The organism is Micromonospora alfalfae (assembly GCF_022230925.1).
Lineage (GTDB): Bacteria > Actinomycetota > Actinomycetes > Mycobacteriales > Micromonosporaceae > Micromonospora > Micromonospora alfalfae.
The window spans coordinates 23,666-46,684 of the sequence record NZ_JAKKFH010000008.1; the positions used below are offsets into that span (position 1 = coordinate 23,666).

Genomic DNA, 23,019 nt, shown 5'->3' on the forward strand with positions numbered 1-23,019 from the left:
ACCACGGCGTCGTCGACTGTCAATCGCCGCTGCTGGTCGTCCCGGCGAGTCCGGAGGTCGGCGCGGCCTCACCCTCGTAGAGCGCGACGTATCGTCTGCGCCACTCGTCGCCGTCCGCGCCGAGGGCGGCGAGGTTGAGGGTGTTGTGTTCGACGCCCAACGTCTCCGGCAGGGTGCACACCCGCAGCGGTATCGCGTTCGCGTCGGCGATCCGGCGTGGCACGTCGACCGCTGCCCTGAGGTCCACCACGCCGTCGAGCGGGCTGATCGCGACCGCCGCGGTCCGCAGTCCGGTCCGCCGGGGCGGATTCGGCAGGGTACGGGCGATCGTCAGGTACTGGGTGACGGCGGCGAGCGAGTATCCGCGCGACGTGACGCGGTCCCGGAGAACGCGACGCCCGTACAGCACGATGAGCGGCTTCACGGCGTAGGCCGGCGCCTGTCGCGGGTTCGGACCGAAGAACGGCGACAGCAACAGCAGATGCCGTACGACGTTGCCCGGCACCTGGGCCAGCCAGGCGGCCAGCACGGCGCCCCCGGAGATCCCCACGACGCCTACCTCGTCTCCGAGGGCAGCCGCGACGGCCCACCCCTGCGCGGCGTACGTCGTCAGCTCACCGGCCTCGACCCGGTGGTGGGCCCGCCGGTCGACGGTCCCGTGCTGGGGCGCCCGGGGGATCCAGACGTTGTATCCACTGTCGAAGAACTCCTCGGCCAACCCCGCGTACTGCTCGGGCGCGAGGGTGTACCCGTGCAACAGCAGCACGGCCCGGCCGGTACGGGAGCCGTGGCTCAGCAGCCGGCTGCGCGACTCAGGCCGCACCTCCGGATCGGCCGTCTCGGCGGCGATGACGGCCGCGGCGGCACGGGTGGCGGTGTCGAAGTCGAGCGGTCGGGGAGGCGCGACAGGTAGCCCGCGGCGGCCCACCGGCCAGAGATAGAGCCCGGCGACCGCTGCCCCGACGAGCGCCAACCCGCCGACGAGGAGCGCGATGATCTCCGGCATGGTCAGATGCTGACAGGGGCCGCGCCCGGCGCTGGCTGAGGGGGTGCGCCCGGGTGACCGGGCGCACCCGGTCAGCTATTCCTGGCTGTTCGGCGGCGCGAAGACGACCCGGGACCGCAATTGTCGAAAGCCGGTCCGCTCCAACTCCGCCAGCACCGTCACCCGGTGGGATGCCACGTCGGCGATGACCTCGCGGGCACCGCCGGCGGCCAGCACCCGGACCGCCTCGGCCAGCAGCTCGGGTCGGGCCGCCTCGTCGAGGAGGCCGAGATAGGCGAGCAGGGGGTAGCAGGCGTCTCCGGCCGTGCCGACCAGCCCGACCGGGTCGCCGGCCGCCAGGGCGATACGCCACCCCTCGGTGTTCTCGCCCAACCAGGCCAGCGGGTCGGTGGCGAGATCCACGCCGCCGACCACCCGTGCGATCTCGACGCCGGTCAGCACGTCCGGCTCGGCGACCCTGGCGACCAGGGCCTTGATCTCCGCCACGTCGACGGGCGCGCGGAAGTCGTACCGCCCGGAGGATGCCGGCAGGGGGGTGCCCGTCCAGGAACAGCGGAGCCGCTCCCCCCGCTCGACCAGCCCGGCGAGCCGGGCGGCCTCCATGGGCGCCTGCACCACGGCCAGCACCTCGGGCCGACGCCGCCAGTGTGCCGGCAGCGCGGCGTAGTACAGACCGGGACCACCGAGCGCCTCGTGGGCGGCGCGTAGCAGCTCGGCGCCCACCTCCGGTTCGGCGTCCAGATCGAACCGGTCCAACCAGGGGGCACCGACGGCGCCCGGCGGAAGGAGCCAGGCGGCGCGGCCCACCAATCGGCCGGCGCGCAGCGCGACCCAGGTGTTCTCGGGACGGTAGCCGCCGCCGGCGATCCCGTCGGCGTACGCGACCTGGCGCAGTTGGGGCAGCGGATCGGGCATGGAGTCGAACAGGTTTTCCTCGCCCGCGACGAGCGGACGGATGACCAGATCAGTCATGGGTTGGTCCTCCGGGAAGCGCGCGCCCCGGGTCAGATCCGCGCGGACGCCGGAGCGCGGAGGGGGCGCAGAACATCGGACATTGTTCTGACCTCCTTCCAGCTCGACGGCGTGCCGAACGACCATACGCGCAGGAGTCGCCGGCCCGCAATGCTCCGTCACAGCGTCGGGTTGGTCTCCGCCCCGCGCTTGTGGGCTCGCTGGTCGTACAGGGTGATGCCGGCCAGGAGCACCGCCGCGACGGCCGCCACGGCGACCGGCGGGAGCAGCACCATCGCCGGGGCCGTCACGACCAGCGCCACCACGCCGTAGTACAGCGCCCGACACCGTGGCGCGGTTCGGCTCTCCCGCTCCAGGGTGCTCCGCCCGACCAGGAACAGCACCGGACCGCCGAAGATGATGGCTACCAGAGCCCAGTCGATCGGCGGGTGTGGATCCTCGATGACCTGGCCGAAGCCGACGGCGGTGCAGATGATGCCGCCGACGATCAGCAGCAGGCTGTAGCTCGCCCACCGCGACAGCCGGATCCCCTCCCCGCTCGGGGTGGAGGCATGGCCGGATCTGACGTGGTAGAAGTAGATCCGCCAGAACGAGACGACAGTCACGAACGAGGCGACGAGGGCGATGGTTCCCTCGGTGGTGAAGCCCGGGAAGCTGACCGCGGCACCGGCTTCGAGCACCACCTCGGCGAGAGCGATCATGAAGAACTGGTTGTACCGCTCGGCGAGATGCGCCTCCGAGACGGTGACCCCCAGGCTGTTGAGCTGTCTCCCGCCCACGCGGGGCAGGGGGTAGGTGGTGGCGGCGCCGATCATCTCGATGGCGAGCGCGATGGTCCAGAAGACGCCTCGACCGAGACCACCGCTGATGCCGCCGCTGATCCAGAGCACGCTGGTGACCAGGTGCCAGGTCAGCACCCGGAGCGAGAACGCGTGCACCGGGTGGCCCCGCAGGGCGAACACCAGGAAGAGCGGTCGACCGACCTGGATGACGACGTAGGTGCAGGCGAAGACGACGCCGCGTTGGCCGAACGCCTGCGGCAGGGTGACAGCCAGCACCAGCGTGCCGAACATCGTCGCCAGCAGGACGACCTGCAGATCGGGGCGCCGGGGGTCGTAGGTGCTCGCCAGCAGGGCGTTGAGCGACCAGATCATCCACATCGCCGTGAAGAACAGGACGGTCTGGCCCGCCTCGGACAGCAGCGTGTGCCGGACGATGGTCAGGTCGTCAGCGACCCGCCCGGCGAGGCGGGCCAGCGCGAAGACGTAGACGATGTCGAAGAGCAGTTCCAGGACGGTCGCCGAGCGGGGGCTCCTACTGTCCCCGAGTCCACGAAAGAACTCGGTGCGCCTCAGCACGGACGGCGGGACAGCTCAGCCGGCCGGGGCCGCCGGCACGGGCGCACCACTGTGGCGACCCTGTTCCGCTGCCATCGTCCCCGAGCCTCCCTCGCCGACCGCCCCCCGCTTGATCCCTATCTGCGTATTTTATCCATCTTCATCGGGTCTCCGTCGCTGATGGCGGATACCGGGTCGGCGGTACGCCTGATCATCTGTGCCGTCACCCTGCGGTACGAGCCCGGGTCGACGGGGAACAGCCACTGCCGGGCCCGGGTCAGCGGGCCGACGTTGAGCCCCAACTCGTCGAGCACCTCGTCGACGTTGTGCATCGAGAACGGGATGATGTTCGTGCCGCGTGCGTGCCGCCCGTTGGTGCGCGTCGCCATCCAGAACAGCCGGGCGCGCACCTCGTCGCGCATCCGGACCTCGGTCGGCAGTGTGATCCCACCCCGCAGGTACGCGGCCGTCCAGACCGCCGCCATCTCCGCGCTGAGCGGGCTGAAGAACGACGAGTTGTAGCCGGCGAACGTCAGCCGCGGCACGCCGATCGGCAGGATCTGCCGGTAGAGCATGAAGTTACCGGCGTCGTCCTGGAGCCGGGCGTGCAACGCGTCGTCGAAGAACGGCACGTGCTGGCGGAAGCCGGTGCCACAGATCACCAGGTCGGCGGGGAGCACAGTGCCGTCGGCCAGGCGGGCGGCGGGTCGGCCACCGTCGACAAGCAACTCGGTGATCACCTGTTCCCGGTGCACGGCGATGCGGCCGTCGGTGACCCGCTCGAAGAAGCCCTCGGTGCCGAGGCTGACAGTGCTGCGGGCGATGTCCTCGAAGCTGCCCTTGGGCACCAGACCCAGCTCGCGCAGCTTGAACTGCCGGGTCGCGACAGCGCCGACGCTGTCGACCATGCGTCGGCGCAGACCGTTCCCCGGGCCGTGCAGGAACCGCTCGAAGCCCCTCAGGTGCAGGTAGCGGAAGAGCGCCTCACCCATCCGGGTGAGCAGCAGGTACTTGTAGTTGAGCGCACCGCCGAGCTTGCGGGGCATCTTCCAGAGCAGCTCGCGCGCCACCACGTGGGTCTGGGCGGCCACCTCGCTCACCGGGACCGCCACGTCGCAGGACGACTTGCCGTACCCGACCACGAGGACGTTCTTACCTCGGGCCGCCTCGAGGTCGTGGAACTCCCCCGTCGCCAGGACGCGCCCACCGGCTTCGGTGAAGCTCGCGTGCCCGTCGAAGGACGGGACGAACGGGTCGGAGAAGATGCCGTTGGCCACGATCAGGTGGTCGTACCGTTCCACTGTCAGCGGGGCCTGGGCGCCCGCCGGCCGCGAGGTGACCAGCCACCCGGTCTCGTCGTTGACAAGCTCGGCCGAGGCGACCTCCGTGGACAGGCGCAGCGCGCCGGCCAGGTCGAACTTCTCCACGTAGCTCTCCAGGTACCGCTGGACCTGCTCTCCCGACGGCCACTGCGGGTAGTCGGCGGGCATCGGCAGGTCGGAGAGGTGGTAGGTGCCCTTGTCGTTCTGGGTGTGCAGGCCGGGGTATCGGCGGGTACGACTCCACACCCCACCGACGTCTGGCGCGCGTTCGAACACTGTGACGTCGAACCCGCTCTGCCGCAGCACCTTCGCTGCGCTCACACCGGCGAATCCGGCACCGACGACGGCAATCCTCATGATCTCCTCCGAAGGACGTACGAACCGTGCCGGCGCTGACCGCCCGCGGTGGTCGCACGCTAGCGAGCAGACCGGGAAGGTCGCTATCCGCGCGACGCGGGCGCTGTCCGCAGTACGCGGCCGGACCCATTTCCTGTCGGGTCGGCGGCTTTCGGGTCTGGTCCGGGCCGGTCCCGCCTTACGGTCAGCGCGACGGGACGCCCGGGAGGTGTCGGATGGATGCGGTGACGGTCCGGACGGACGACGTCGACCGGGCTCGCGCCGAGGTGGGTCGGGTCTTCTGTCCACACCGGCTCACCCCGCAGGCGGGCGTGCACGCCGTGCGACTGCGGATGGCGGCTCGTCGGGCGGGCGGGGTGGGCGTCATCGACCTGGACTACGGGCAGGCGGTGCGCATCCAACCGCCCGCGCTGGAGACCTTCTACCTCGTTCAGATCCCCAGCGCCGGCAGCACGATGGTCCGGCACGCCGGTCAGACGGTGACCTCGACCCCGGACGTCGCCTCGGTGCTGTCCCCGTACGACTCCTCGGACATGCGGTGGTCCGAGGGATCACCCCACCGGATCTTCTACGCCGACCGGCGCGCCGTCGACCGGGAACTCGCCCGCCTGCTGGGCCACCCGGTGGACGACCCGGTCCGCCTCGACGTCGGCATGCTCATGACCACGCCGACCGCGCAGGCGTGGGCGCGCGGGGTGGCGTTCCTCGCCGACGAGCTGTCCCAACCGGCGGACGCGTCCCTCTTCGACCACCCGCAGGTGGCCGCCCGTTTCGAACAGGCACTGATCGGCAAGCTGTTGCTGGCCCATCGGCACAGCCACTCCCACCTCCTGACCGAGCCGGGCCGGCACGCCCACCCCGGGCGTCTCGTCCGGCGGGCCCGCGCCCTGATCTCCGAACACCACGGCGAGGCGCTGACCGTCGGTGACGTCGCCGAGGCGCTACGGGTGAGCGTACGAACGCTGCAGGACTGTTTCCGCCGCGAGTTGCAGACCACCCCTACCGCGTACCTGCGGGCCTGCCGGCTCGACGCGGCGCACCGCACGCTTCGCTCGGCCGCGCCGGGGGTGTCCGTGACGACGGTCGCCCTGCGACACGGCTTCGTGCACCTCGGCCGGTTCGCGACCGAGTATCGGAGCCGGTTCGGCGAGTCGCCGTCGACGACCCTGCGCCGCTGACTTCTGCCAGCTGCCGCGCCTCGCCCGGTCCTTGCCTTGACGCTGACGACAAGGTTTAGCGTTGTCGCGACGGGCCGATGGAGGAGGTCGGATGCTCATTGGCGAGCTGGCTGAACGGGCCGGCACGAGCCCTCGCACGCTGCGCTACTACGAGGCGCACGGATTGGTACGGGCGCAGCGCTCCGCCAACGGCTACCGCGTCTATGACGAGACGGAGCTACGCGTCGTGCGGGAGATCCGGGCTCTGCTCGACGTCGGTTTCGGCCTCGACGATGTCCGCCCGTTCGTCGCCTGCCTGCGGGCCGGCAACACCTCCGGCGACGTCTGCCCGGACTCGGTGGTGGTGCTGCGGCGCAAGATCGCCGAGGTCGACGTCGTCATCGACCGGCTCGGCGCGGTGCGGGAGCAACTGCACAGTCAACTCACCCACGCGATCGCACATCGGGAGAGAACATGCCTCCGAAGGCAGAAGTAGGCTCGCTGGTCACTGTCACCGACGACACGTTCACGGAGCTGGTGCTGGCCAGCGACCGGCCCGTGGTCGTCGATTTCTGGGCGGACTGGTGCCCGCCCTGCAAGGCCATCGAGAAGAGCCTTGCCGAACTGGCCCAGGAGTTCGGTGACCGGATGGTCGTGGCGAAGCTCAACTCCGACGAGAACCCGAGAGCGACCCGTAGCTACCGCGTGATGTCCCTGCCGACGCTGCTGGTGTTCCGTCAGGGCGAGGTGGTCGGCTCGACGGTGGGGTCCAGGCCGAAGACGTACCTGCGACAGACCCTGACCGCACAGGCCGGCTGGTGACAACCAGCAGCGCCGGTTGGCGCCGTCGGAGAACCAGGTGGTGACCGACGGCCAACATCAGCTCCGGAAATCGTTATCCCGGTCCGGTCGGCCAGTCTCCTGAGGGGAGGCAGATGGCGATCTTCCGTCATCGCCTGCATCAGGTAGGTACGACCAGGTGAGGGAGTCGAGACGATGCGCGCAACCGGCCAGGGTGAAGCGGACGCCGCAAGGGGCAACCGAGGCGTCCACGCGGAACCCCGACGCGGGATGCTCGGCCGCCTCCCGATCGGTGCGCGGCGACTGCTGTGGCCGCTCGTCGTGGCCGCCGCGGTCGCCGTACTGGTGACCGGTGTGGTCGTCGTGGTGCAGCCGACCGGGCCGACGCCCACCCCGGCGGCGACGCAGGCGCTCGACGCGCCCCCGCCTGCGAGCCCACTGCCGGGCACACCCGCCGCGACCACGCCCGCCCCCACCACGAGCCCGGCGGGAGCGACCCCGACGCCGACGCCTACCGCGAAGCCGACGACGGCGCGTCCGGTCGCCCCGGCGGTGACCTCGAAGCGCAAGGGCGTCGGGGTGTGGACCTTCGACGGCGTCAGTCAGGCGCTGGCCAACTCCGGGGCGAGTTGGTACTACACCTGGGACGTGGCCCATTCGGGCATCAACAGCCCGAAGGGCGCCGAGTTCGTCCCGATGATCTGGGGGGCGAAGAGCGTCACCGCCACCAACCTGCAACAGGCCAGGAAGAACGGCCGCCACCTGCTCGGGTTCAACGAGCCGGACCTGAAGGGTCAGGCGGAGATGACAGTCGAGCAGGCGTTGGAGCTGTGGCCGCAGCTGCAGGCCACCGGTCTTGCGCTGGGCAGCCCGGCGGTGGCCTGGGGCGGCGACCGGCCGGGCGAATGGCTGGACCGGTTCATGGCCGGGGCGAAACAGCGCGGCTACCGCGTCGACTTCATCGCCCTGCACTGGTACGGCGGCGACTTCACCACCGCCAACGCGGTCAACCAGCTCAGGTCGTACCTGCAGGCCGTGCACGACAGGTACCAACTGCCGATCTGGCTCACCGAGTTCGCCCTGATCGACTTCTCCAACGGCGTCCGCTTCCCCACCCAGGCACAGCAGTCCGCCTTCCTCACCGCGGCGACCCGGATGCTGGGTGGGCTGTCCTGGCTACAGCGGTACGCGTGGTTCGGCCTGCCCGCCACCGACAAGGACCAGACCGGGCTGTTCCGCACCGGCGGCACCGCCACCACCGTCGGCCGCGCCTACCAGGCGGCGCGCTGACCTACAGCACGTCGACGTGGTCCCGCCAGGAGTGCTGCGGCTCGTACCCCAGCACCCGGCGGGCCTTGTCGATGCTGAGCAGCGTCTCGTGCTCACCCAGCTCCTTGCGGATCTCGACACCCGGGTAGACCTCGGCCATCAGGCTGGCGCTGGACCTGCTCATGACGGTGTCGGCGTTGGCGATGACGAAGACGTCGGCACCGGGCTGGTCGTGGGCGAGGGCGCGCTCGACCGCCTGGGCCCCGTCGCGGGCGTCGATGTAGCCCCACAGGTTCCACCGGCGCAACTGCGGGTCGGCGTCGAACGAGGGGAACGGCGCGTAGTCCTCGACGTCCATCACGTTGGAGAAGCGCAGCCCCACCATGACCAGCTCCGGGTCCCACCGGCAGAAGTGCCGGGCCATCTCCTCCTCCAGGGCCTTGTTCAGCGAGTACGTCGACTCGGGTCGGGGCGCGTACTCCTCGTCGACCGGCGCGTACGGCGGCGGGGTGTCGAACGGCAGCCCGAGCACCGTCTCGCTCGACGCCCAGACGACCCGCTTGATCCCGGCCGCCCGGGCCGCGGCGAACACGTTGTACGTGGCGGCGGAGTTGTTCGCGAAGGTGGTCGCGTTCGACATCAGCCCCGGGGCCGGGACCGCCGCGAGGTGCACTACCGCGTCGACGCCGCCCGCGTGCTCGTCGGCGCCCCCGGTGAACGCCTCCACCACCTGCCCGTAGTCGGTCAGGTCGACCAGCAGGAACTCGCCGTTGACGTCGCGCGGGTCGCGGCCACCGGCACGGTCCACCGCCAGCACGTCGACGCCCACGGCGCGCAGGTGGCCGACCACGGCCCGGCCGAGCTTGCCGGTGGCACCGGTGACGACGACACGCCTGGGCAGTGCGGATTCGCTCATGACCACATCTTCGCCGGGGGCCAACGGGGACGCACACGCGGGTACGGCGTTACCCCTAGCATGATCGACATGGATATCACGATTCACACCTGCTCCCTGCCGCACACCGACCCGGACGCCTCCCTGGCCTTCTACCGCGACGCCCTCGGCTTCGAGGTCCGTAGCGACGTCGGTCAGGGCGCGATGCGTTGGATCACGGTCGGCCCCGCCGACCAGCCCGGCACGTCCATCCTCCTGGCGCCGCCGGCCGCTGACCCCGGGGCGACCGAGGACGAGCGCCGCACCATCACCGAGATGATGGCCAAGGGCACCTACGGCTGGATCCTGCTGGCCACGCGGGACCTCGACACCACCTTTGAGAAGGTGCAGGCCGGCGACGCCGAGGTCGTCCAGGAGCCGACCGAGCAGCCGTACGGCATCCGCGACTGCGCCTTCCGCGATCCCGCCGGCAACCTGGTCCGTATCCAAGAGCTTCGCTGAGCCGCCCGGTCCTCGATCTGCGCCGTTCGCGAGAGCTGACGAGACCGGTCAGAAATCAAGAAGCACCGGCCGCCCGGCCGCAAATAGCGTCATCGCCATGACATCGATCGCATCCGTCACCCTCGACGTGGCCGACCCCGCGGCCACCCAGCGCTTCCACACCGCCGCCTTCGGTCTGGACAACGGCGGGCATTTCACCGACCCGGACGGGTTCGTCTGGGAAGCCTCATCGCTGGCCACCGCGAAGTAACTGGAGGAAGCATGACGGAAGTTCCGCCGCGTGGGCTTGAGCAGAGGCTTCGGGACACTAGCGCCAGACTGGAGAACGACATCGACCTCTGGGTCGCGACGGCGGGTTCCCCCGGGGGCGTACACCTCATCCCACTGTCGTTCCTCTGGGACGGTGCCGCGTTCCTCGTCTCAACGCCGCGCGACTCGATCACCGGCCGCAACCTGGTGGCTGATGGCCGGGTACGCCTCAGCCTCGGGCCGACGCGCGACGTCGTCATCGTCGACGGCACCGCCGAGCCGGTGGACATCGCCGACCTCGGCCCGCAGACGGGTGCTGCGTTCGCGACGAAGACGGGCTTCGACCCGAGCGGTCTCGACGAGCCCTACCAGTACTTTCTGATCCGACCGCAGCGTATCCAGGCCTGGCGGGAGGCGAACGAGCTGAAGGGACGCGTCCTCATGCGGGACGGCCGCTGGCTCGGCTGAACGCGCGATGTACCTGTAGCACCATGATCCGGGCGGGCGGGTGCGTAACGTGCAGGGGTAAACGTTGTCGCGACGAGGAGACTTCATGTCCAAGCCACCGCTTCCCGAGGCCGCGGTCGCCATGCTCCAGAAGCCGAACCCCGCCGTCATGACCACCCTGCGCAACGGTGGCCAGCCGGTGTCCGCCGCCACCTGGTACCTGTGGGAGGACGGCCGGATCCTGGTGAACATGGACGAGAGCCGCCGCCGGCTGGAGCATGTCCGCAACGACCCCCGGGTGTCCCTGACAGTGCTCGACGAGGCTGGCTGGTACACCCACGTCAGCATCATCGGGCACGTCGCCGAGCTGCGCCCCGACGAGGGCCTGGCGGACATCGACCGGTTGTCCAAGCACTACACGGGCAACGCGTACCCACGCCGGGAACGTGCCCGGGTCAGCGCTCTGATCGAGATCGACCGCTGGCACGGTTGGGGCGCGCAGAAGGACAACAACCAGGTCGGCTGACCGTTGCCGCGCCCTGGCACCCTCGACGGTGCCAGGGCGTCGTCAGCCGTCAGGGCGTCAGGGCGGTGGCGGACCGGGCGCCGACGCGGGTCACCAGGACGCCGAAGGCCGCCGCGGTGAAGAACATGACGATGCCGTAGACGGCGCCCGGGATCGCCATCTGGGTGCTGTTGAGCAGCGCCGGGCTGAGCGCGATGGTGATGGCCAGGGTGCTGTTGTGGATGCCGATCTCGAAGCCAGCCGCCGTCGCGGCGCTCCGGTCGACACCGGCGAGGCGCGGCACCCCGTACCCGATGGCGAGGCTGAGCAGGTTGAAGGCGAGCACCGCCAGGCCGACCGAGACGAAGTAGTCGGCGATGTTCTCCCGCTCGCCGAGCACCGCGCCGGCGATCACCGCGACGAGGACGACGACGGAGAGGATCCGGACCGGGCGGTTCAACCGCTCGGCCACCTGCGGCATGCGTGCCCGGATGAGCATTCCGATCGCGACCGGGACGAGCACGATGGCGAAGACCTGGAGCACCTTGTCGAACTGCAGGCCGATGCTTTTCCCGTCGGGCAGGAAGTACGCCGCCGACAGGTTGACCAGGATCGGCAGGGTGACCACGGCGAGCACCGAGTTGATGGCGGTCAGGGTGATGTTCAGGGCCACGTGCCCGCCGAACAGGTGGCTGTAGAGGTTCGCAGTGGTGCCGCCCGGTGACGCGGCCAGCAGCATCATGCCGACGGCCAGCTCGGGTGCCAGGTCGAACGCGAGGACGAGGCAGAAGCAGAGCGCCGGCAGCACCAGCACCTGGCAGACCAGGGCGATGACGGCGGCTCGTGGATGGTGGGCCACCCGACGGAAGTCCGCAATTGTCAGTCCGAGACCCAGACCGAGCATGATGATGCCGAGGGCGACGGGTAGTCCGATCAGAGTCACGGCGGAGTCCATGGCACAACATCGTTACCACCCGGTAACGCCGCAACAATCCCCCATGCGGCTGGACGCTCTTGACCCCGGACGGTGATCGGCTTAACTTCATCAATCAGATAAGTGTCTTTACTAATTCTGCTTGATGCCTCGTGGGAGTGTGCCGATGCGACCATTCCGCCACCGCCGTCTCACCGCCGTGGTCACCCTGGCGGCCCTGCTGTTCACCGCCGCCCCGCCCAGCGCCGCCAGCGCGGGCGACAACCAGCAGCGCCGCACCGGTTACCACCGGGTCGGCTACTTCACCCAGTGGGGCATCTACGGCCGGGCCTTCCCGGTCAAGAAGCTCGAAACCTCCGGGGCGGCGGGCCGCCTCACCCACCTCAACTACGCCTTTGGCAACGTCAGCGAGGACGGTCGGTGCTACGTGGACGGTGGGCCGGGCGAGGGCGACGCCTGGGCCGACTACCAGCGCCCCGTCCCGGCCGAGGAGAGCGTCGACGGCGTCGCGGACGCACCGGGCCAGGCGCTCAACGGCAACTTCGGCCAGCTCGCCAAGCTCAAGGCCAAGCACCCCGAACTGAAGGTGCTGATCTCGCTGGGCGGTTGGAGCTGGTCGACGTACTTCTCGAACGCGGCCCGCACCGACGCCTCCCGCAAGACGTTCGTCACGTCCTGCATCGACCTCTACCTCAAGGGGAACCTGCCGGGCACTACCCCGGGCGCCGGGGCTGGCGTCTTCGACGGCATCGACCTCGACTGGGAGTGGCCCAACTGGGAGGGTGAGCCCGGCAACGTCATCCGCCCGGAGGACCGGGAGAACTTCACCAAACTGCTCGCCGAATTCCGCCGGCAGCTCGACGCGTACGGGCGCACGACACGCGCACATCACCCGCTGACCGCGTTCCTGCCGGCCAGCCCGGCCACCATGGACGCCGGCTACGAGGGTCGCAAGATCTTCAAGTACCTGGACTTCGCCACGGTGCAGGGGTACGACTTCCACGGCGGCTGGGATGCGCGGGCCAACCAGCAGTCGGCGCTACGCGTCCCGGCGGGCGCCCCGGACAACCCGGACTTCTCCGTCGAGGTCGCCATCGACGGGTGGATCGCCCGTGGCGCGCCACGGAACAAGCTCGTGCTCGGCATCCCCTACTACGGTCGCGGCTGGACCGGCGTCACCGGCGGCGGCAACGGCCTGTTCCAGCCGGCCACCGGGCCCGCGCCGGCCACCTTCGAGGCCGGGTACGAGGACTACAAGAAGCTCAAGACCCTGGCCGGTAACGGCTACACGGTGCACCGCGACCTGCGCGCCGGACACGCCTGGTTGTTCGACGGTACGACGTTGTGGACGTACGACGATCCGGCGGTCGTGTTGCAGAAGACGCTCTACATCCGACGGGCCGGTCTGGCCGGCGCCATGATCTGGTCGCTCGACGGCGACGACGACAACGCCACGCTGACCAAGACGATCGGCCTCGGCCTGACCACCTGGTAGCCGCGCACGTGCGCCACCCGGCCCGCCGCCGGCCGATCTCTCGGCCGGCGGCGGGCCGGTTTACCGCTACGCGGGTGTCACAGCGCGCACCGCGGCCTCGATGAGCGCCGTCACCTGGTCCATGTCCCGCGCCCGGTGGACGTCCACCTCGGCCGACCATCCGTCGGGCCTGGTGAGTTTCACAGTCACATCGTCGCGGCGGTGGGTCAGCCAGCCGGCGATCGCCTGCACCAGCACCATTGCGGTGCCCGCATCGCTGGCCGCCACCCGCAGGACGTCAGTGCGGTCCGCCGACATCCCGTCGGGGGACGTCGTGGTAACCCCCTCCCGCAGCCGATCCTCAGCGCGCAGCCAGGACGCCAGCGAACGCCGAGCATCGGCGGACGGAAGATCCGGATGTACCGAGAGAGTGATCATCTCTGGCACGTCTCCTCCTCCCAGACGACGACAAGCCCACGCCGCCATCCTGCCAGTCCGCGTCGGAACCGGCACGCCGAGTAGTCAGCAGTATCGATGAACCCTTGACCGCCGTATCGGTGGTTCATAGGCTCCGGCCACTGCGCTGTTGTTCCCGAGAAGGGAAAAACGACTCATGGCCCCATCGACACGTCCGTTCCGGATGGTCCCCGCCAGGCGGCTGGCAGGTGCCGCCACTATCGCGCTCCTGCTCGGCATGGTTCCCCTGCTCGGCGGCACACCGGCCGCGAGCGCCGCCCCGTCCTCCCGATGCAGCGACGACCCGACCGCCCGGTTGGGCACTGTGCCCACTCCGGAGCACGTCCTCGGCTTCCCGCTCGGCGTCGGGCAGGAGCGGGTCGTCACCAACGACGAGGTCCGGACCTACCTCGGTGCCGTCGATCGCGCCTCGAACCGGGTCGTCACCGGCGTGATGACCACCAGTGTGCTCGGCCAGACGTTGCCGTACGCGGTGGTGTCCAACGAGCGCCACGTGCGGCCCGCCGCGCTGCGGGAGATCGCCGACGACATCCGGGACCTGCGCGACCCCCGCCGGACCAGCGCGCGAGCGGCCGCCCGGACGGCGAAGGACAGCCCGGCCATCGTCTGGGTCACAGCCAACGTGCACGGTGGCGAGAAGAGCGGCGCCGACGCGGCGCTCAAGACGCTGTACGAGTTGGCGGCGGGCTTGTCCTGCGCCGTCGCCCAGCGCAACGACAACCTGGTCACCATCATCGTCCCCACCCAGAACCCGGACGGCCGCGACGCGACCCGCCGGCAGAACGAGTTCGGCTTCGACCTGAACCGGGACTGGTTCGCCCGCACCCAGCAGGAGACCGACGGCAAGCTCGAACTGCTGCGCCGCTACCCGCCGCAGGTGTTCATCGACGCCCACGAGATGGGCGGCCGGGAGTACTTCTTCCCACCCAACGCCGACCCGATCCACCACGAGATCGCCGGTGAGGCGGTGGACTGGATCAACCGTATCGGCGAGGCCAACAAGGCCGGCTTCGGCTTCAACGGGGCCTGCGACGAGACCGTCACCACCGAGTGCTACTTCAACTACGACACGTACGACATGTTCTTCATGGGCTACGGCGACACGGTGCCGACCACCGGGTTCGGCGCGGCCGGCATGACCTACGAGAAGGGCAGCGCGTCGGCAGTGGCCGACCGGGTCCAGCAGCAGTTCCACACCCAGTGGTCGACGCTCGGCTGGGCCGCCGCGAACAAGCGCGAGGTCCTGGACGGCTACTTCGACATCTGGACCGACGCGCTCGCCCAGGGCCGGGCTGGCACCCTCGAACCGAACGAGGTGGTGCAGCCCACCAACGAGGTCCAGTTCCCGGTGCCTGACCTCACCATCCGCTCGTACTTCCTGCTGCCCGACCGGCAGCTCGCCGACGTCCGCCAACTCGTCGAGCGGCTGCGCCGGATGGACGTCGAGGTGTACGAGGTGCAGAAGGCGACCCGGGTGCCCACCGCGCGGGTCTTCGGCGGGCGCAGCGCCACCAACGTGACAGTGCCCGCTGGCGCGTACTGGATCCCATCGGACCAGCCGCAAAAGCACTGGATCCAGGCCATCATGGGCGAGGACCCGTACGTCCCGTTCCCGTACTTCTACGACGTGTCGTCCTGGAGCAACCCGCTGCTGATGGGCATCAACACCATCTACACCGGAGACACCGTCCGGCCGAGGGCCGAACTGGTGCGCAAGGTCTCCGGCGGGCGCACCGGTGCGGCGTGGCCCTGGGGCTCGTACACGTACCCGCTCGACTCGGCCGCCGCCGCGGAGTTCACCTTCACCCTCCTCGGCCGTGGCGTACCCCTGGTCCGTGACCTCACCACCAGCCGGGTCGCCATCCCGGCCGCCACTGTGAACCGGAGCGTGGACGAGCTGGCCGAATCCCTCGGGGTCAGCCTCACCCCGCGCGGTCGGCCCTCCGGCACCCGCCTCGACCTGCCCGACGTGGGGCTGTTCCAGGGCACCGGCATCTCCACCACCTCCGGCTCGCACGGCGAGGCCCGCTACGTGCTCGGCAAGCGGTGGGGCCTCGACCTGAAGCCGGTCACCACTGCCGACATCAACGACAACACCGAGGCGTTCACCGGGCGGACCGTGCTGCTGGTGCCGGACGGCAGCAGCGCCACCGGCGGTCTGACCGCCACCGGGCAGGCCAACCTGCGCGACTGGATCGGCCAGGGCCACACCTACCTCGGGCTGCGCAACGAGGGCACCCGGGTGGCCCGGGCCGCCGGGCTCACCTCGACCACCGAGAAGACCAAGCCGGCGGACTACCTGGTGATCGGCTCGCACCTGCGCGTCGACGTCGACCGGGACAGCCCGGTGGCGCTGGGTCGCCCGGCTGAGGACTTCGAGTTCAACAACAGCGACCCGATCCTCACCCCGAGCACCACCGGGACGAACGTGCTCACGTACCCGACGGGTGACACCTTCTGGGCCAACGGTTACACCGTCGGGGCGGAGACGCTGAAGGGCACCGCAGCCGTCGTCGACGAGCCGACCGGCGCCGGTCGAGCGGTGCTCTTCGCGTTCAATCCGCTCTTCCGCGCGTACAACGAAAATGGCCTGCACCTGGTCGCCAACGCGCTGCTCTACCCGGCGACCGCCGCGCCCGACGCCCGGCGTCCGGCCGGCGTCGACGCGGCGCGCGCCAACGCCGCCGCCGCGCCGGTGCCGCCGGACCTGGGCGGCGGGTGGCGGCCGATCACCATCCAGGTGGCGGCCGGCGACCTGCCCCGCACCCGGGCCATCGTCGAACGTTTCACAGGAGACGCGCAGGCGTCCGAGAAGGACGGCTCGGCGTACGTCGTGATCCCGAACCCGCACGGGCTCCAGGTGGACGAACACCCGTTCACGAGCGATCTGGTGCGCGCGTTGCGCGACGCGAAGGTGCCGCTGCGGTCAGTGGTCGGCTGACGGAGCCCGCACCACAACCTTCACGCCGGGGCCTGTGCAGATCTTGGACAGTTTCCGTTACGACGTAACGGAAACTGTCCAAGATCTGGTGGTGATACGGCGGGCGCCGGATGTGGCAGTGCCCGCCCCTTTGTCCGAGCGACAGCGGGCCGGCCTAGGGCTTGCGGGCGACGCCGCTGTAGCCGGTGCGGGCGACCTGCGGGTCGTCGGTGGCCGGCGGCTCGGCGTACGGCCACATGTTGACCAGCCCGGGCGGCTCCAGGACGAAGTCACCGAAGAACCGGGAGACGTCGGCGTGGCCACGCGGCACGAAGGGGCTGTTCGCCCGGGCGTAGATCGCGGAGATCCGGGCCATCAGGTCGGGGTGCACGTCGGTGCTGGCGTGCGACAGCGCCAGGTAGCTGCCGGGGGCGAGAGCGTCGCGGTAGGTGGCGACGATCCGCTGCGGATCCTGCTCGTCGGGCACCAGATGCAGTACGAACATCATCAACACAGCGACCGGGCGGCCGACGTCGATCGCGGCGCTGATGTCCGGGTGGCCGAGCACCTGCGCGGGGTCGCGCAGGTCGGCCCGCACCACCGACACCGACGGCGAGTCGGCGAGCAGGGCGCGGCCGTGCGCGCAGACCACCGGATCATTGTCGACATAGACGACCCGCACGGCCGGGTCGATGCGGTGCGCGATCTCGTGGACGTTGTCGCGGGTGGGCAGCCCGGACCCGAGGTCGATGATCTGTCGGATGCCCCGCTCCTGCACGAGGTGCCGGACCGTCCGGGCGATCAGGTCACGGCCCTGCCGGGCAGCTTCGGGCATCCACGGCGCCACCTGCAACACCATCTCGGCGGCGGCCCGGTCGGCGGCGAAGTTGTCCTTGCCGCCGAGGTAGTAGTCGAACATCCGCGCCGCGTTCGGCCTGTCCGGTTGCAGGGCGACCTCCGGTTGCGACTGCGTCATGATCGCCCACCTCTCCCCCGCCTGTCCGATCCCGCAGCATAACGCCCGCGATGATCGATTTCTGGCCCCGCGGGTCGGCTAGCGGACATCCACCGGGCCGGATCACGACAGCGCTCCCGGCACCGCGCGGGCAGGCTGGCCGGGATCTGTGCCGACCGGCGGCACCCGGAGGAGGCGCACGGCCCATGGGTGCACCCCGCGCACTGACGGCGGCGCTCGCCGGTGGTCTCGCCCTACTGCTGATGGCCACCACGGTCGGGTGCAGACGGTCGCGCCCGTCGGCGGCCCCGAGCGGCGGCACGGCGACGGTCGGCCTGACCGTCAGCGCCGGCCAACCGTCGTACCGGGTGGGTGAGCAGATCAGTCTTCGGCTGAAGCTGGTCAACAACCGTGACGCCGAGTGCCAGCTCAGTCGGGTGCCGGACGGGGCGGTGACTGTCATGTCGTTGACCCGCGACGGCACGGCTGTGGCACCCGCGGTCGGCGGTGCCGCCTACTACCGGGACTTCACCGCGTACCTGGTCGAGAACCTGGTGCGGGTGTCGCCGCGTGGGTCGGTGGAGCTGACGCTGGGCAGCGACCCGCAGAGCCCGGTCGGCGCGGCGCTGACCACCTCCGCGCCGGACGGGCGGGGTGGGGCCACCGTCACCTGGTGGCCGGTCGACCAACCGGGGGCGTACCGGCTGGTGCTGGGCTACCTGCGAGCGCCGCTGCGCGGTGTGCCGTCGGATGCCTGCGCCGCGACGGCCGAGCAGGGCACCGTCGCGTTCGAGGTGAGGGGCGCGTGACCGGGTTGGCGAGCCGAGTGCGGATGAGCGTCGTGCTGGCGGGCGTCCTGGTGCTGATCGCCCCACAGGCGGCGTCCGCCGTGGTCAGCGTCAACAACGACCTGCAAGCGGAGTACGCGGGCTGCGTCGGACAGATTCGCGGCTCCGGCAACGGCGCCGTGCTCGACGAGCTGGAACGCTCCGGCAAGCAGATCAAGGTGCGTAGACCCATCTTCGGCTCCGAGAGCAGCACCACCACATACGTCCCGGGCAGCGATGTACAGATCAACTGGGTGCCGGAGAACGACGGGCGGAAGCTGGACGACGAGGGTCCCGGCTTCACCGAGGACCAGTGCGCCACCCTCATCCACGAGATGAACCACGCCCTCGACGAGGTGAACGACACCGACCGGGGCCAGTTCTGCACGCAGGGCGGTCAACAGGCGAGCACCGTGGATCCCGCCGAGGTGCACGCGGTGTTGGCGGAGAACGCGTACCGCAAGGCCGTGGGGGTGCCGCTGCGCACGGCGTACAGCCGTCAGAAGCTGCCGTCGAACGGCAAGGACTGCGACCGGCCCAAGCCCCGACCACCCGGTGGTGGTGGCTGTTCGATCTCGGTGATCGGCAAGGGTTACCGGTGCGCGAACAGCAACGGCGACCCGCACCTGCTCACCTACGACGGTCTGCGGTACGACTTCCAGGCCGCCGGCGAGTTCGTGCTGACCCGTTCGAGGACCGACGACTTCGAGGTCCAGGTACGACAGACGATGTTCCCGGCCAGCTCGGTGGTGGCCGTGAACTCGGCCGTCGCGGTTCGGGTGGCCGGCGACCGGGTCGGTGTCTACGTCACACCGGACGGCCCGGCGGTCCGGGTGAACGGCGCCGCGCCGGTGTCGGCGCCCGACGGGGTGAACCTGCCGCGCGGTGGCTCCGTCACCTCGTGGGGAGACGGCACTGTGACGGTGGAGTGGCCGGGCGGCACTCGGCTGACGGCGCAGCCGATCGGGGTGTGGGGGCTGAGCGTGAGCGTCAGCGCGCCCACCGCCCGGGCCGGGACGCTGGAGGGCCTGCTCGGCGACCACGACGGTGACCCCGGCGACGACCTGACGGTGCGCGACGGAAAGCGGGTGGCGCAGCCGCCCACGTTCGAGGCGTTGTACCCCGGCTTCGCCGACAGTTGGCGTGTCGAGGCGCAACGGTCGCTGTTCGACTACGAGCCGGGGCAGAACACCGGCACGTTCACCGACCGGCGCTTTCCGCAACGGCAGGTTACCGTCGGCGACCTGCCCAACCGGGCCACCGCCGAGCTTGTCTGCCGGCGGGCCGGTGTCACCGATCCGCAGATCTTCGCCGACTGTGTGCTCGACGTCGGTCTCACCGGGCAGGTGGCGTTCGCCGAGGACGCCGCCCGCGCGCAGCGCGACGCGCCCGCTGTCGGTGACGTCGACCTGGCAGTGACCCGGGCCGGCGCCACGGCGGCGATGAAGGTGCCGGGTCGGGCCGGTCAGAAGATCTTCGTGGAGGTGCCCGCCGCCACCGTGCCGGATCGCTGCGGGGTGTTGCTGCTGCTCGACCCGCAGGGCCGTCAGCTGGCGACCGGCTGCGTCATCTCCGGCATCGGCTTCATCGACACGACCACGTTGACCGCCACCGGCGACCATCAGGTGGTGCTAGACCCGTGGGATGCCGACCTCGGCCGAGCGACGGTACGGATCGTTGCGGTCACCGACGAGGAGAAGACGCTCACGCTGGACGGGCCCCCGGTCCGGGCGACGCTCGCCCAACCGGGCGCGGTCAGCCGCCTGTCCTTCGACGGCCGCGCCGGTCAGAAGGTCTTCCTCCAGGTCACCGACGCCACAGTGCCGGACCGGTGCAACCTGCTGCGCCTGCGCGACCCGGCCGGTGAACAGGTGGCCAGCGGCTGCGTGATCGGCGGCCAGGGGCATGTCGACGGGTTCGTCCTTCCGGCGACCGGCCGGTACGTGCTGGAGGTCGACGGGACCTCCACCGACACCGGTGCGGCGGACGTGCGGTTGCGCGACGCCAGTGACGAGCAGGCCGACACCGTCGCCGACGGTCGGTCCGCCACCGTGACCGTCAGCCGGCCCGGCGCGGTGAGTCGGCTGCGGTTCCCCGTCGACGCCGGTCGTCGCATCACCGTCGAGGTGACCGCCGCCAGCCTGCCCGACCGGTGCGGGATCCTGCTCCTGAACAGCCCGGCCGGCGACGCGGTGGGAAGCGGCTGCGTCATCGGCGGGACGGGGCGGTTCGAGACGGGTCCGCTGCCGAAGGGCGGCACGTACACCCTCGTTCTCGACCCGTGGGCGGACGACACCGGCTCGGCCACGGTCGTCATGCGCCAGGGGCGCTGACTGCGGCTGCTGTGGGGACCGGCCCTTCCCGGACGAGCGTGATGCCTGTGAGTCATCTTGATGCCCCACAGGCATCACACACGTCGGGGATGGCGTGAGGGGCCAACCCGAGCCGCCCTGACCATCGGCGCCCCTGGCCAAGCGGTCAGCCGGTGGCGCAGATGGTGCCGTTGAGGGTGAACGCCGTGGGCAGCACGTTCGGCCCGCCGTACGCGCCGACGAAGCCGGCGCTCACGCTGCCGCCGGCGGCGATCTGCCGGTTGTCGGCGGTGGGCGTGACCCGCACCGCGGTGCCGACCTGCTCCCAGGTGGCGCTCCAACCACTGCTCACCTGCTGCCAACCGGTGGGCCAGGTCCAGGTGAGCGTCCAGCCGTTGATCGGGCTGGACCCGTTGTTGACGATCTCGACGCCGCCGATGTAACCGTTGCCCCAGTCGTTGTTGGCGCTGAAACGGACGGTGCACGTACTGGCGGCGGGGCTACCGGTGGCGAAGGTGAGCGGCGGTGAGGCCCAGGAGACCCGTCCGGCGGTGTCGCGGGCCAGCACGTTGACCGTGTACCGGCTGCCCGGCACGAGGTTGTCGACAGTGAACGAGGTGGTCGCCGTCTCGCCGAGCTGTTCGCTCACCGCGCCGTGCTGCCGGTGCACCTCGTACTTGGCGATCGGGCTGGCGCCCGGGGTGGACGCCGGCCAGGTGATCGTGGCGGTGCGGTCGGTGACACCGCTCGCGGTCGGCTGGCCGGGTGCGGCTGGCCGGCCGGCGGTCGCGCCGGCCGGGCGCAGCACGAGCGTGGTCAACGAGTACGCCGGCAGCGTCCGGCTGGTCGCCGAGCCGGACTGGCTGGTGACGATGCCGGTGGCGCCGTTGGTGAGGGTGGACACCGTCGGCGCGACGGCCGACGGGGTGAACCCGGCGTAGTCGATGGCGACCGGGTGGTCGTTGTCCGGGTCCTTGTTCACCAGCAGCACGGCGAGGTCGCCGTTGCCCCGGCGGACGGCGTGGGCGGTGACCAGGGGCTCGTCGGTGCCGGCGCGGACGAACTGGTCGCCGGTCTTCGCGAAGAGCTTCATCATGCTCAGCCCGTGGTACGGCGCGAACGGTGTGTTCAGTGGCGGTTGGCAGACCGAGCCGTCCTCGGTGCAGGCCCCGCTGGAGAGCATCCCGAAGTCGCCGTAGTCGGTCTGTCCGGCCACCTGCGTCACGGTGCCCATGCCGTTGTGCACGTTCCACCAGTGGGCGGTGAAGACGCCGTTCTCCAGCAGACCGCTGTAGACGTCGGCCAGGAACAGCGCGGCCGGTTGGGTGTTGCGGCCGGCGTCGACGTTCAGCTCGGTGAAGCTGATGCCGATGCGGTCGGCGTTCTGGCCGGCGTACCGGGCGAGCTGCTGCCGCAGCAGGTAGGTGGCGTCGGGGAGGTGGTTGACGCGGGCCAGCGACTCGGCGGCGGTGCCGCCCGGGTACCAGTGCACGTCCACGAAGTCGATCTTCGGGCCGGCGATGGAGAGCACTGTCTGGTTCCACGGGCCCGGATCGCTGCCGGCGGTGATTCCGTCCGGCCAGTTGCCCGGCATGGTCAGCACCGCGCCGACCTTGATGCTCGGGTCGACAGCCTTCATCGCGTCGGCGTACTCGACGACCAGCCTGGCGTACTGTGTCGCGCTCTTGTCGGGGTGGTCGTCGGCCTCCCACGCGGACCCGTAGTGGCCGTTGCCGTAGTTCTCGTTGCCAATGGTCCAGTAACGCGCGTCGTAGCCCTTTGTCACGTTGGCGTACCGCACCCAGTCGGCGGCCTCGGCCGGCGTGCCGGTGCCGTAGTTCGCGATGATCATCGGCTGCGCGCCCACACGCCGGACCGCCGCCATGAAGGTGTCGAAGTCGGTCCCCGGCGCGACGTAACCGCCGGGCGCCGTGTGGTCCTCCCAGTGGTAGATGTCGGCGTACGAGCCGCCGGGGTAGCGCATCATCTGCACGCCGGCATCTCTGAGCAGGTCCGACGTCTCGGCGGTGCCGAGGTTCGAGTCCCAGATGGCGTGGTTGACGCCGAGAGCGGTGTCCGGCACGGTCGCCAGTCCCGCGCGGGTGTTGACTGTCACGGTGACCGGGTCGGCCGCCGCGCTGGCGGTCGACGGGTTGACGCCCGCGAGCACGCTCGCGACGAGCAGCAGGCCCGACAGGAGTGCTGTTCGGGTCTTCGGTTTACGCATGGGCGGGGTTCCTTCGCGCAGATGAGCCGCCCTACCGGTCGAGGTGCGACGCGGTGACGGGCGATCTCGTGGACG

General features: G+C 70.5%; 21 protein-coding genes. 12 read left to right on the forward strand and 9 right to left on the reverse strand.

Annotated features, from left to right (window positions below; genetic code table 11):
- Nucleotides 1–19: 19 nt before the first annotated feature.
- From MED01_RS06800 to MED01_RS06815, 4 genes are all read right to left on the reverse strand, one after another.
- Nucleotides 20–1,006, reverse strand: a complete 987-nt coding sequence (locus tag MED01_RS06800) for an alpha/beta fold hydrolase (protein WP_238667646.1) — start codon at nt 1,004–1,006, stop codon at nt 20–22.
- A 75-nt stretch (nt 1,007–1,081) separates the two neighbouring features.
- Entirely contained in the window at nt 1,082–1,978 is an 897-nt protein-coding gene (locus MED01_RS06805) for an acetyltransferase (protein WP_238667647.1), read from the reverse strand.
- A 158-nt stretch (nt 1,979–2,136) separates the two neighbouring features.
- Complete coding sequence (locus MED01_RS06810) at nt 2,137–3,336, reverse strand: low temperature requirement protein A (RefSeq protein ID WP_238667648.1); 1,200 nt, start codon at nt 3,334–3,336, stop codon at nt 2,137–2,139.
- Between the two features lie 116 nt (nt 3,337–3,452).
- The gene (locus MED01_RS06815) at nt 3,453–4,994 is read right to left on the reverse strand and encodes a flavin-containing monooxygenase (protein WP_238667649.1); all 1,542 of its coding nucleotides are present in this window, start codon (nt 4,992–4,994) and stop codon (nt 3,453–3,455) included.
- A gap of 224 nt (nt 4,995–5,218) precedes the next feature.
- Between MED01_RS06815 and MED01_RS06820 the strand changes: the two genes are divergently transcribed.
- The 4 genes from MED01_RS06820 (at nt 5,219) to MED01_RS06835 (ending at nt 8,242) form a co-directional block, all read left to right on the forward strand.
- Nucleotides 5,219–6,172: an AraC family transcriptional regulator gene (locus MED01_RS06820; protein ID WP_238667650.1), complete on the forward strand. Its 954-nt coding sequence runs from the start codon at nt 5,219–5,221 to the stop codon at nt 6,170–6,172.
- A gap of 91 nt (nt 6,173–6,263) precedes the next feature.
- A complete protein-coding gene (locus MED01_RS06825) occupies nt 6,264–6,647 on the forward strand; it encodes a MerR family transcriptional regulator (RefSeq protein WP_238667651.1) in 384 nt (127 codons plus the stop codon).
- Nucleotides 6,626–6,973: a thioredoxin gene (gene trxA, locus MED01_RS06830; RefSeq protein WP_238667652.1), complete on the forward strand. Its 348-nt coding sequence runs from the start codon at nt 6,626–6,628 to the stop codon at nt 6,971–6,973. The genes MED01_RS06825 and trxA overlap by 22 nt, the downstream gene beginning before the upstream one ends.
- A gap of 174 nt (nt 6,974–7,147) precedes the next feature.
- Nucleotides 7,148–8,242 (forward strand): glycoside hydrolase family protein, encoded by a 1,095-nt coding sequence (locus MED01_RS06835; RefSeq protein WP_238667653.1) that lies wholly within the window; start codon nt 7,148–7,150, stop codon nt 8,240–8,242.
- 1 nt (nt 8,243) lies between these two features.
- Here the strand turns inward: MED01_RS06835 and MED01_RS06840 are convergent, their stop codons facing one another.
- Complete coding sequence (locus MED01_RS06840; protein WP_238667654.1) at nt 8,244–9,137, reverse strand: NAD-dependent epimerase/dehydratase family protein; 894 nt, start codon at nt 9,135–9,137, stop codon at nt 8,244–8,246.
- A gap of 69 nt (nt 9,138–9,206) precedes the next feature.
- Here MED01_RS06840 and MED01_RS06845 point away from each other — a divergent pair, with 69 nt between their 5' ends.
- The 4 genes from MED01_RS06845 (at nt 9,207) to MED01_RS06860 (ending at nt 10,839) form a co-directional block, all read left to right on the forward strand.
- The gene (locus MED01_RS06845) at nt 9,207–9,617 is read left to right on the forward strand and encodes a VOC family protein (RefSeq protein WP_238667655.1); all 411 of its coding nucleotides are present in this window, start codon (nt 9,207–9,209) and stop codon (nt 9,615–9,617) included.
- A gap of 97 nt (nt 9,618–9,714) precedes the next feature.
- Nucleotides 9,715–9,867, forward strand: coding sequence for a hypothetical protein (locus MED01_RS06850; protein ID WP_238667656.1), 153 nt, complete (start codon nt 9,715–9,717; stop codon nt 9,865–9,867).
- A gap of 11 nt (nt 9,868–9,878) precedes the next feature.
- Entirely contained in the window at nt 9,879–10,334 is a 456-nt protein-coding gene (locus MED01_RS06855; protein ID WP_238667657.1) for a pyridoxamine 5'-phosphate oxidase family protein, read from the forward strand.
- An 85-nt stretch (nt 10,335–10,419) separates the two neighbouring features.
- Nucleotides 10,420–10,839: a PPOX class F420-dependent oxidoreductase gene (locus MED01_RS06860; protein WP_196926210.1), complete on the forward strand. Its 420-nt coding sequence runs from the start codon at nt 10,420–10,422 to the stop codon at nt 10,837–10,839.
- A 49-nt stretch (nt 10,840–10,888) separates the two neighbouring features.
- Here the strand turns inward: MED01_RS06860 and MED01_RS06865 are convergent, their stop codons facing one another.
- Complete coding sequence (locus MED01_RS06865; protein ID WP_238667658.1) at nt 10,889–11,773, reverse strand: bile acid:sodium symporter family protein; 885 nt, start codon at nt 11,771–11,773, stop codon at nt 10,889–10,891.
- A gap of 145 nt (nt 11,774–11,918) precedes the next feature.
- On the opposite strand from MED01_RS06865, the gene MED01_RS06870 reads away from it, so the two are divergent.
- On the forward strand, nt 11,919–13,247 hold the full coding sequence (locus MED01_RS06870) for a glycoside hydrolase family 18 protein (protein WP_238667659.1): 1,329 nt from the start codon (nt 11,919–11,921) through the stop codon (nt 13,245–13,247).
- A gap of 66 nt (nt 13,248–13,313) precedes the next feature.
- On the opposite strand, the gene MED01_RS06875 is transcribed toward MED01_RS06870, so the two are convergent.
- Nucleotides 13,314–13,664 carry an effector-associated constant component EACC1 gene (locus MED01_RS06875; protein WP_238667660.1) on the reverse strand — a complete coding sequence of 117 codons (351 nt, stop codon included), beginning with the start codon at nt 13,662–13,664 and terminating at the stop codon, nt 13,314–13,316.
- Between the two features lie 175 nt (nt 13,665–13,839).
- On the opposite strand from MED01_RS06875, the gene MED01_RS06880 reads away from it, so the two are divergent.
- Nucleotides 13,840–16,644 (forward strand): M14 family zinc carboxypeptidase, encoded by a 2,805-nt coding sequence (locus tag MED01_RS06880; RefSeq protein ID WP_238667661.1) that lies wholly within the window; start codon nt 13,840–13,842, stop codon nt 16,642–16,644.
- Nucleotides 16,645–16,798: 154 nt separating this feature from the next.
- On the opposite strand, the gene MED01_RS06885 is transcribed toward MED01_RS06880, so the two are convergent.
- A complete protein-coding gene (locus MED01_RS06885) occupies nt 16,799–17,599 on the reverse strand; it encodes an SAM-dependent methyltransferase (protein WP_238667662.1) in 801 nt (266 codons plus the stop codon).
- 185 nt (nt 17,600–17,784) lie between these two features.
- On the opposite strand from MED01_RS06885, the gene MED01_RS06890 reads away from it, so the two are divergent.
- On the forward strand, nt 17,785–18,387 hold the full coding sequence (locus tag MED01_RS06890; protein WP_238667663.1) for a hypothetical protein: 603 nt from the start codon (nt 17,785–17,787) through the stop codon (nt 18,385–18,387).
- A complete protein-coding gene (locus tag MED01_RS06895) occupies nt 18,384–20,738 on the forward strand; it encodes a VWD domain-containing protein (RefSeq protein WP_238667664.1) in 2,355 nt (784 codons plus the stop codon). The genes MED01_RS06890 and MED01_RS06895 overlap by 4 nt, the downstream gene beginning before the upstream one ends.
- A 145-nt stretch (nt 20,739–20,883) precedes the next feature.
- On the opposite strand, the gene MED01_RS06900 is transcribed toward MED01_RS06895, so the two are convergent.
- Entirely contained in the window at nt 20,884–22,944 is a 2,061-nt protein-coding gene (locus MED01_RS06900; RefSeq protein WP_238667665.1) for a cellulose binding domain-containing protein, read from the reverse strand.
- Between the last annotated feature and the right edge of the window lie 75 nt (nt 22,945–23,019).

Coding starts and splice junctions, on each gene's coding strand:
- MED01_RS06800 (WP_238667646.1), bottom strand. CDS start 1,006: ATGCCGGAGATCATCGCGCTCCTCGTCGGCGGGTTGGCGCTCGTCGGG.
- MED01_RS06805 (WP_238667647.1), bottom strand. CDS start 1,978: ATGACTGATCTGGTCATCCGTCCGCTCGTCGCGGGCGAGGAAAACCTG.
- MED01_RS06815 (WP_238667649.1), bottom strand. CDS start 4,994: ATGAGGATTGCCGTCGTCGGTGCCGGATTCGCCGGTGTGAGCGCAGCG.
- MED01_RS06825 (WP_238667651.1), top strand. CDS start 6,264: ATGCTCATTGGCGAGCTGGCTGAACGGGCCGGCACGAGCCCTCGCACG.
- trxA (WP_238667652.1), top strand. CDS start 6,626: ATGCCTCCGAAGGCAGAAGTAGGCTCGCTGGTCACTGTCACCGACGAC.
- MED01_RS06835 (WP_238667653.1), top strand. CDS start 7,148: ATGCGCGCAACCGGCCAGGGTGAAGCGGACGCCGCAAGGGGCAACCGA.
- MED01_RS06840 (WP_238667654.1), bottom strand. CDS start 9,137: ATGAGCGAATCCGCACTGCCCAGGCGTGTCGTCGTCACCGGTGCCACC.
- MED01_RS06845 (WP_238667655.1), top strand. CDS start 9,207: ATGGATATCACGATTCACACCTGCTCCCTGCCGCACACCGACCCGGAC.
- MED01_RS06850 (WP_238667656.1), top strand. CDS start 9,715: ATGACATCGATCGCATCCGTCACCCTCGACGTGGCCGACCCCGCGGCC.
- MED01_RS06855 (WP_238667657.1), top strand. CDS start 9,879: ATGACGGAAGTTCCGCCGCGTGGGCTTGAGCAGAGGCTTCGGGACACT.
- MED01_RS06860 (WP_196926210.1), top strand. CDS start 10,420: ATGTCCAAGCCACCGCTTCCCGAGGCCGCGGTCGCCATGCTCCAGAAG.
- MED01_RS06865 (WP_238667658.1), bottom strand. CDS start 11,773: ATGGACTCCGCCGTGACTCTGATCGGACTACCCGTCGCCCTCGGCATC.
- MED01_RS06870 (WP_238667659.1), top strand. CDS start 11,919: ATGCGACCATTCCGCCACCGCCGTCTCACCGCCGTGGTCACCCTGGCG.
- MED01_RS06875 (WP_238667660.1), bottom strand. CDS start 13,664: ATGATCACTCTCTCGGTACATCCGGATCTTCCGTCCGCCGATGCTCGG.
- MED01_RS06880 (WP_238667661.1), top strand. CDS start 13,840: ATGGCCCCATCGACACGTCCGTTCCGGATGGTCCCCGCCAGGCGGCTG.
- MED01_RS06885 (WP_238667662.1), bottom strand. CDS start 17,599: ATGACGCAGTCGCAACCGGAGGTCGCCCTGCAACCGGACAGGCCGAAC.
- MED01_RS06890 (WP_238667663.1), top strand. CDS start 17,785: ATGGGTGCACCCCGCGCACTGACGGCGGCGCTCGCCGGTGGTCTCGCC.
- MED01_RS06900 (WP_238667665.1), bottom strand. CDS start 22,944: ATGCGTAAACCGAAGACCCGAACAGCACTCCTGTCGGGCCTGCTGCTC.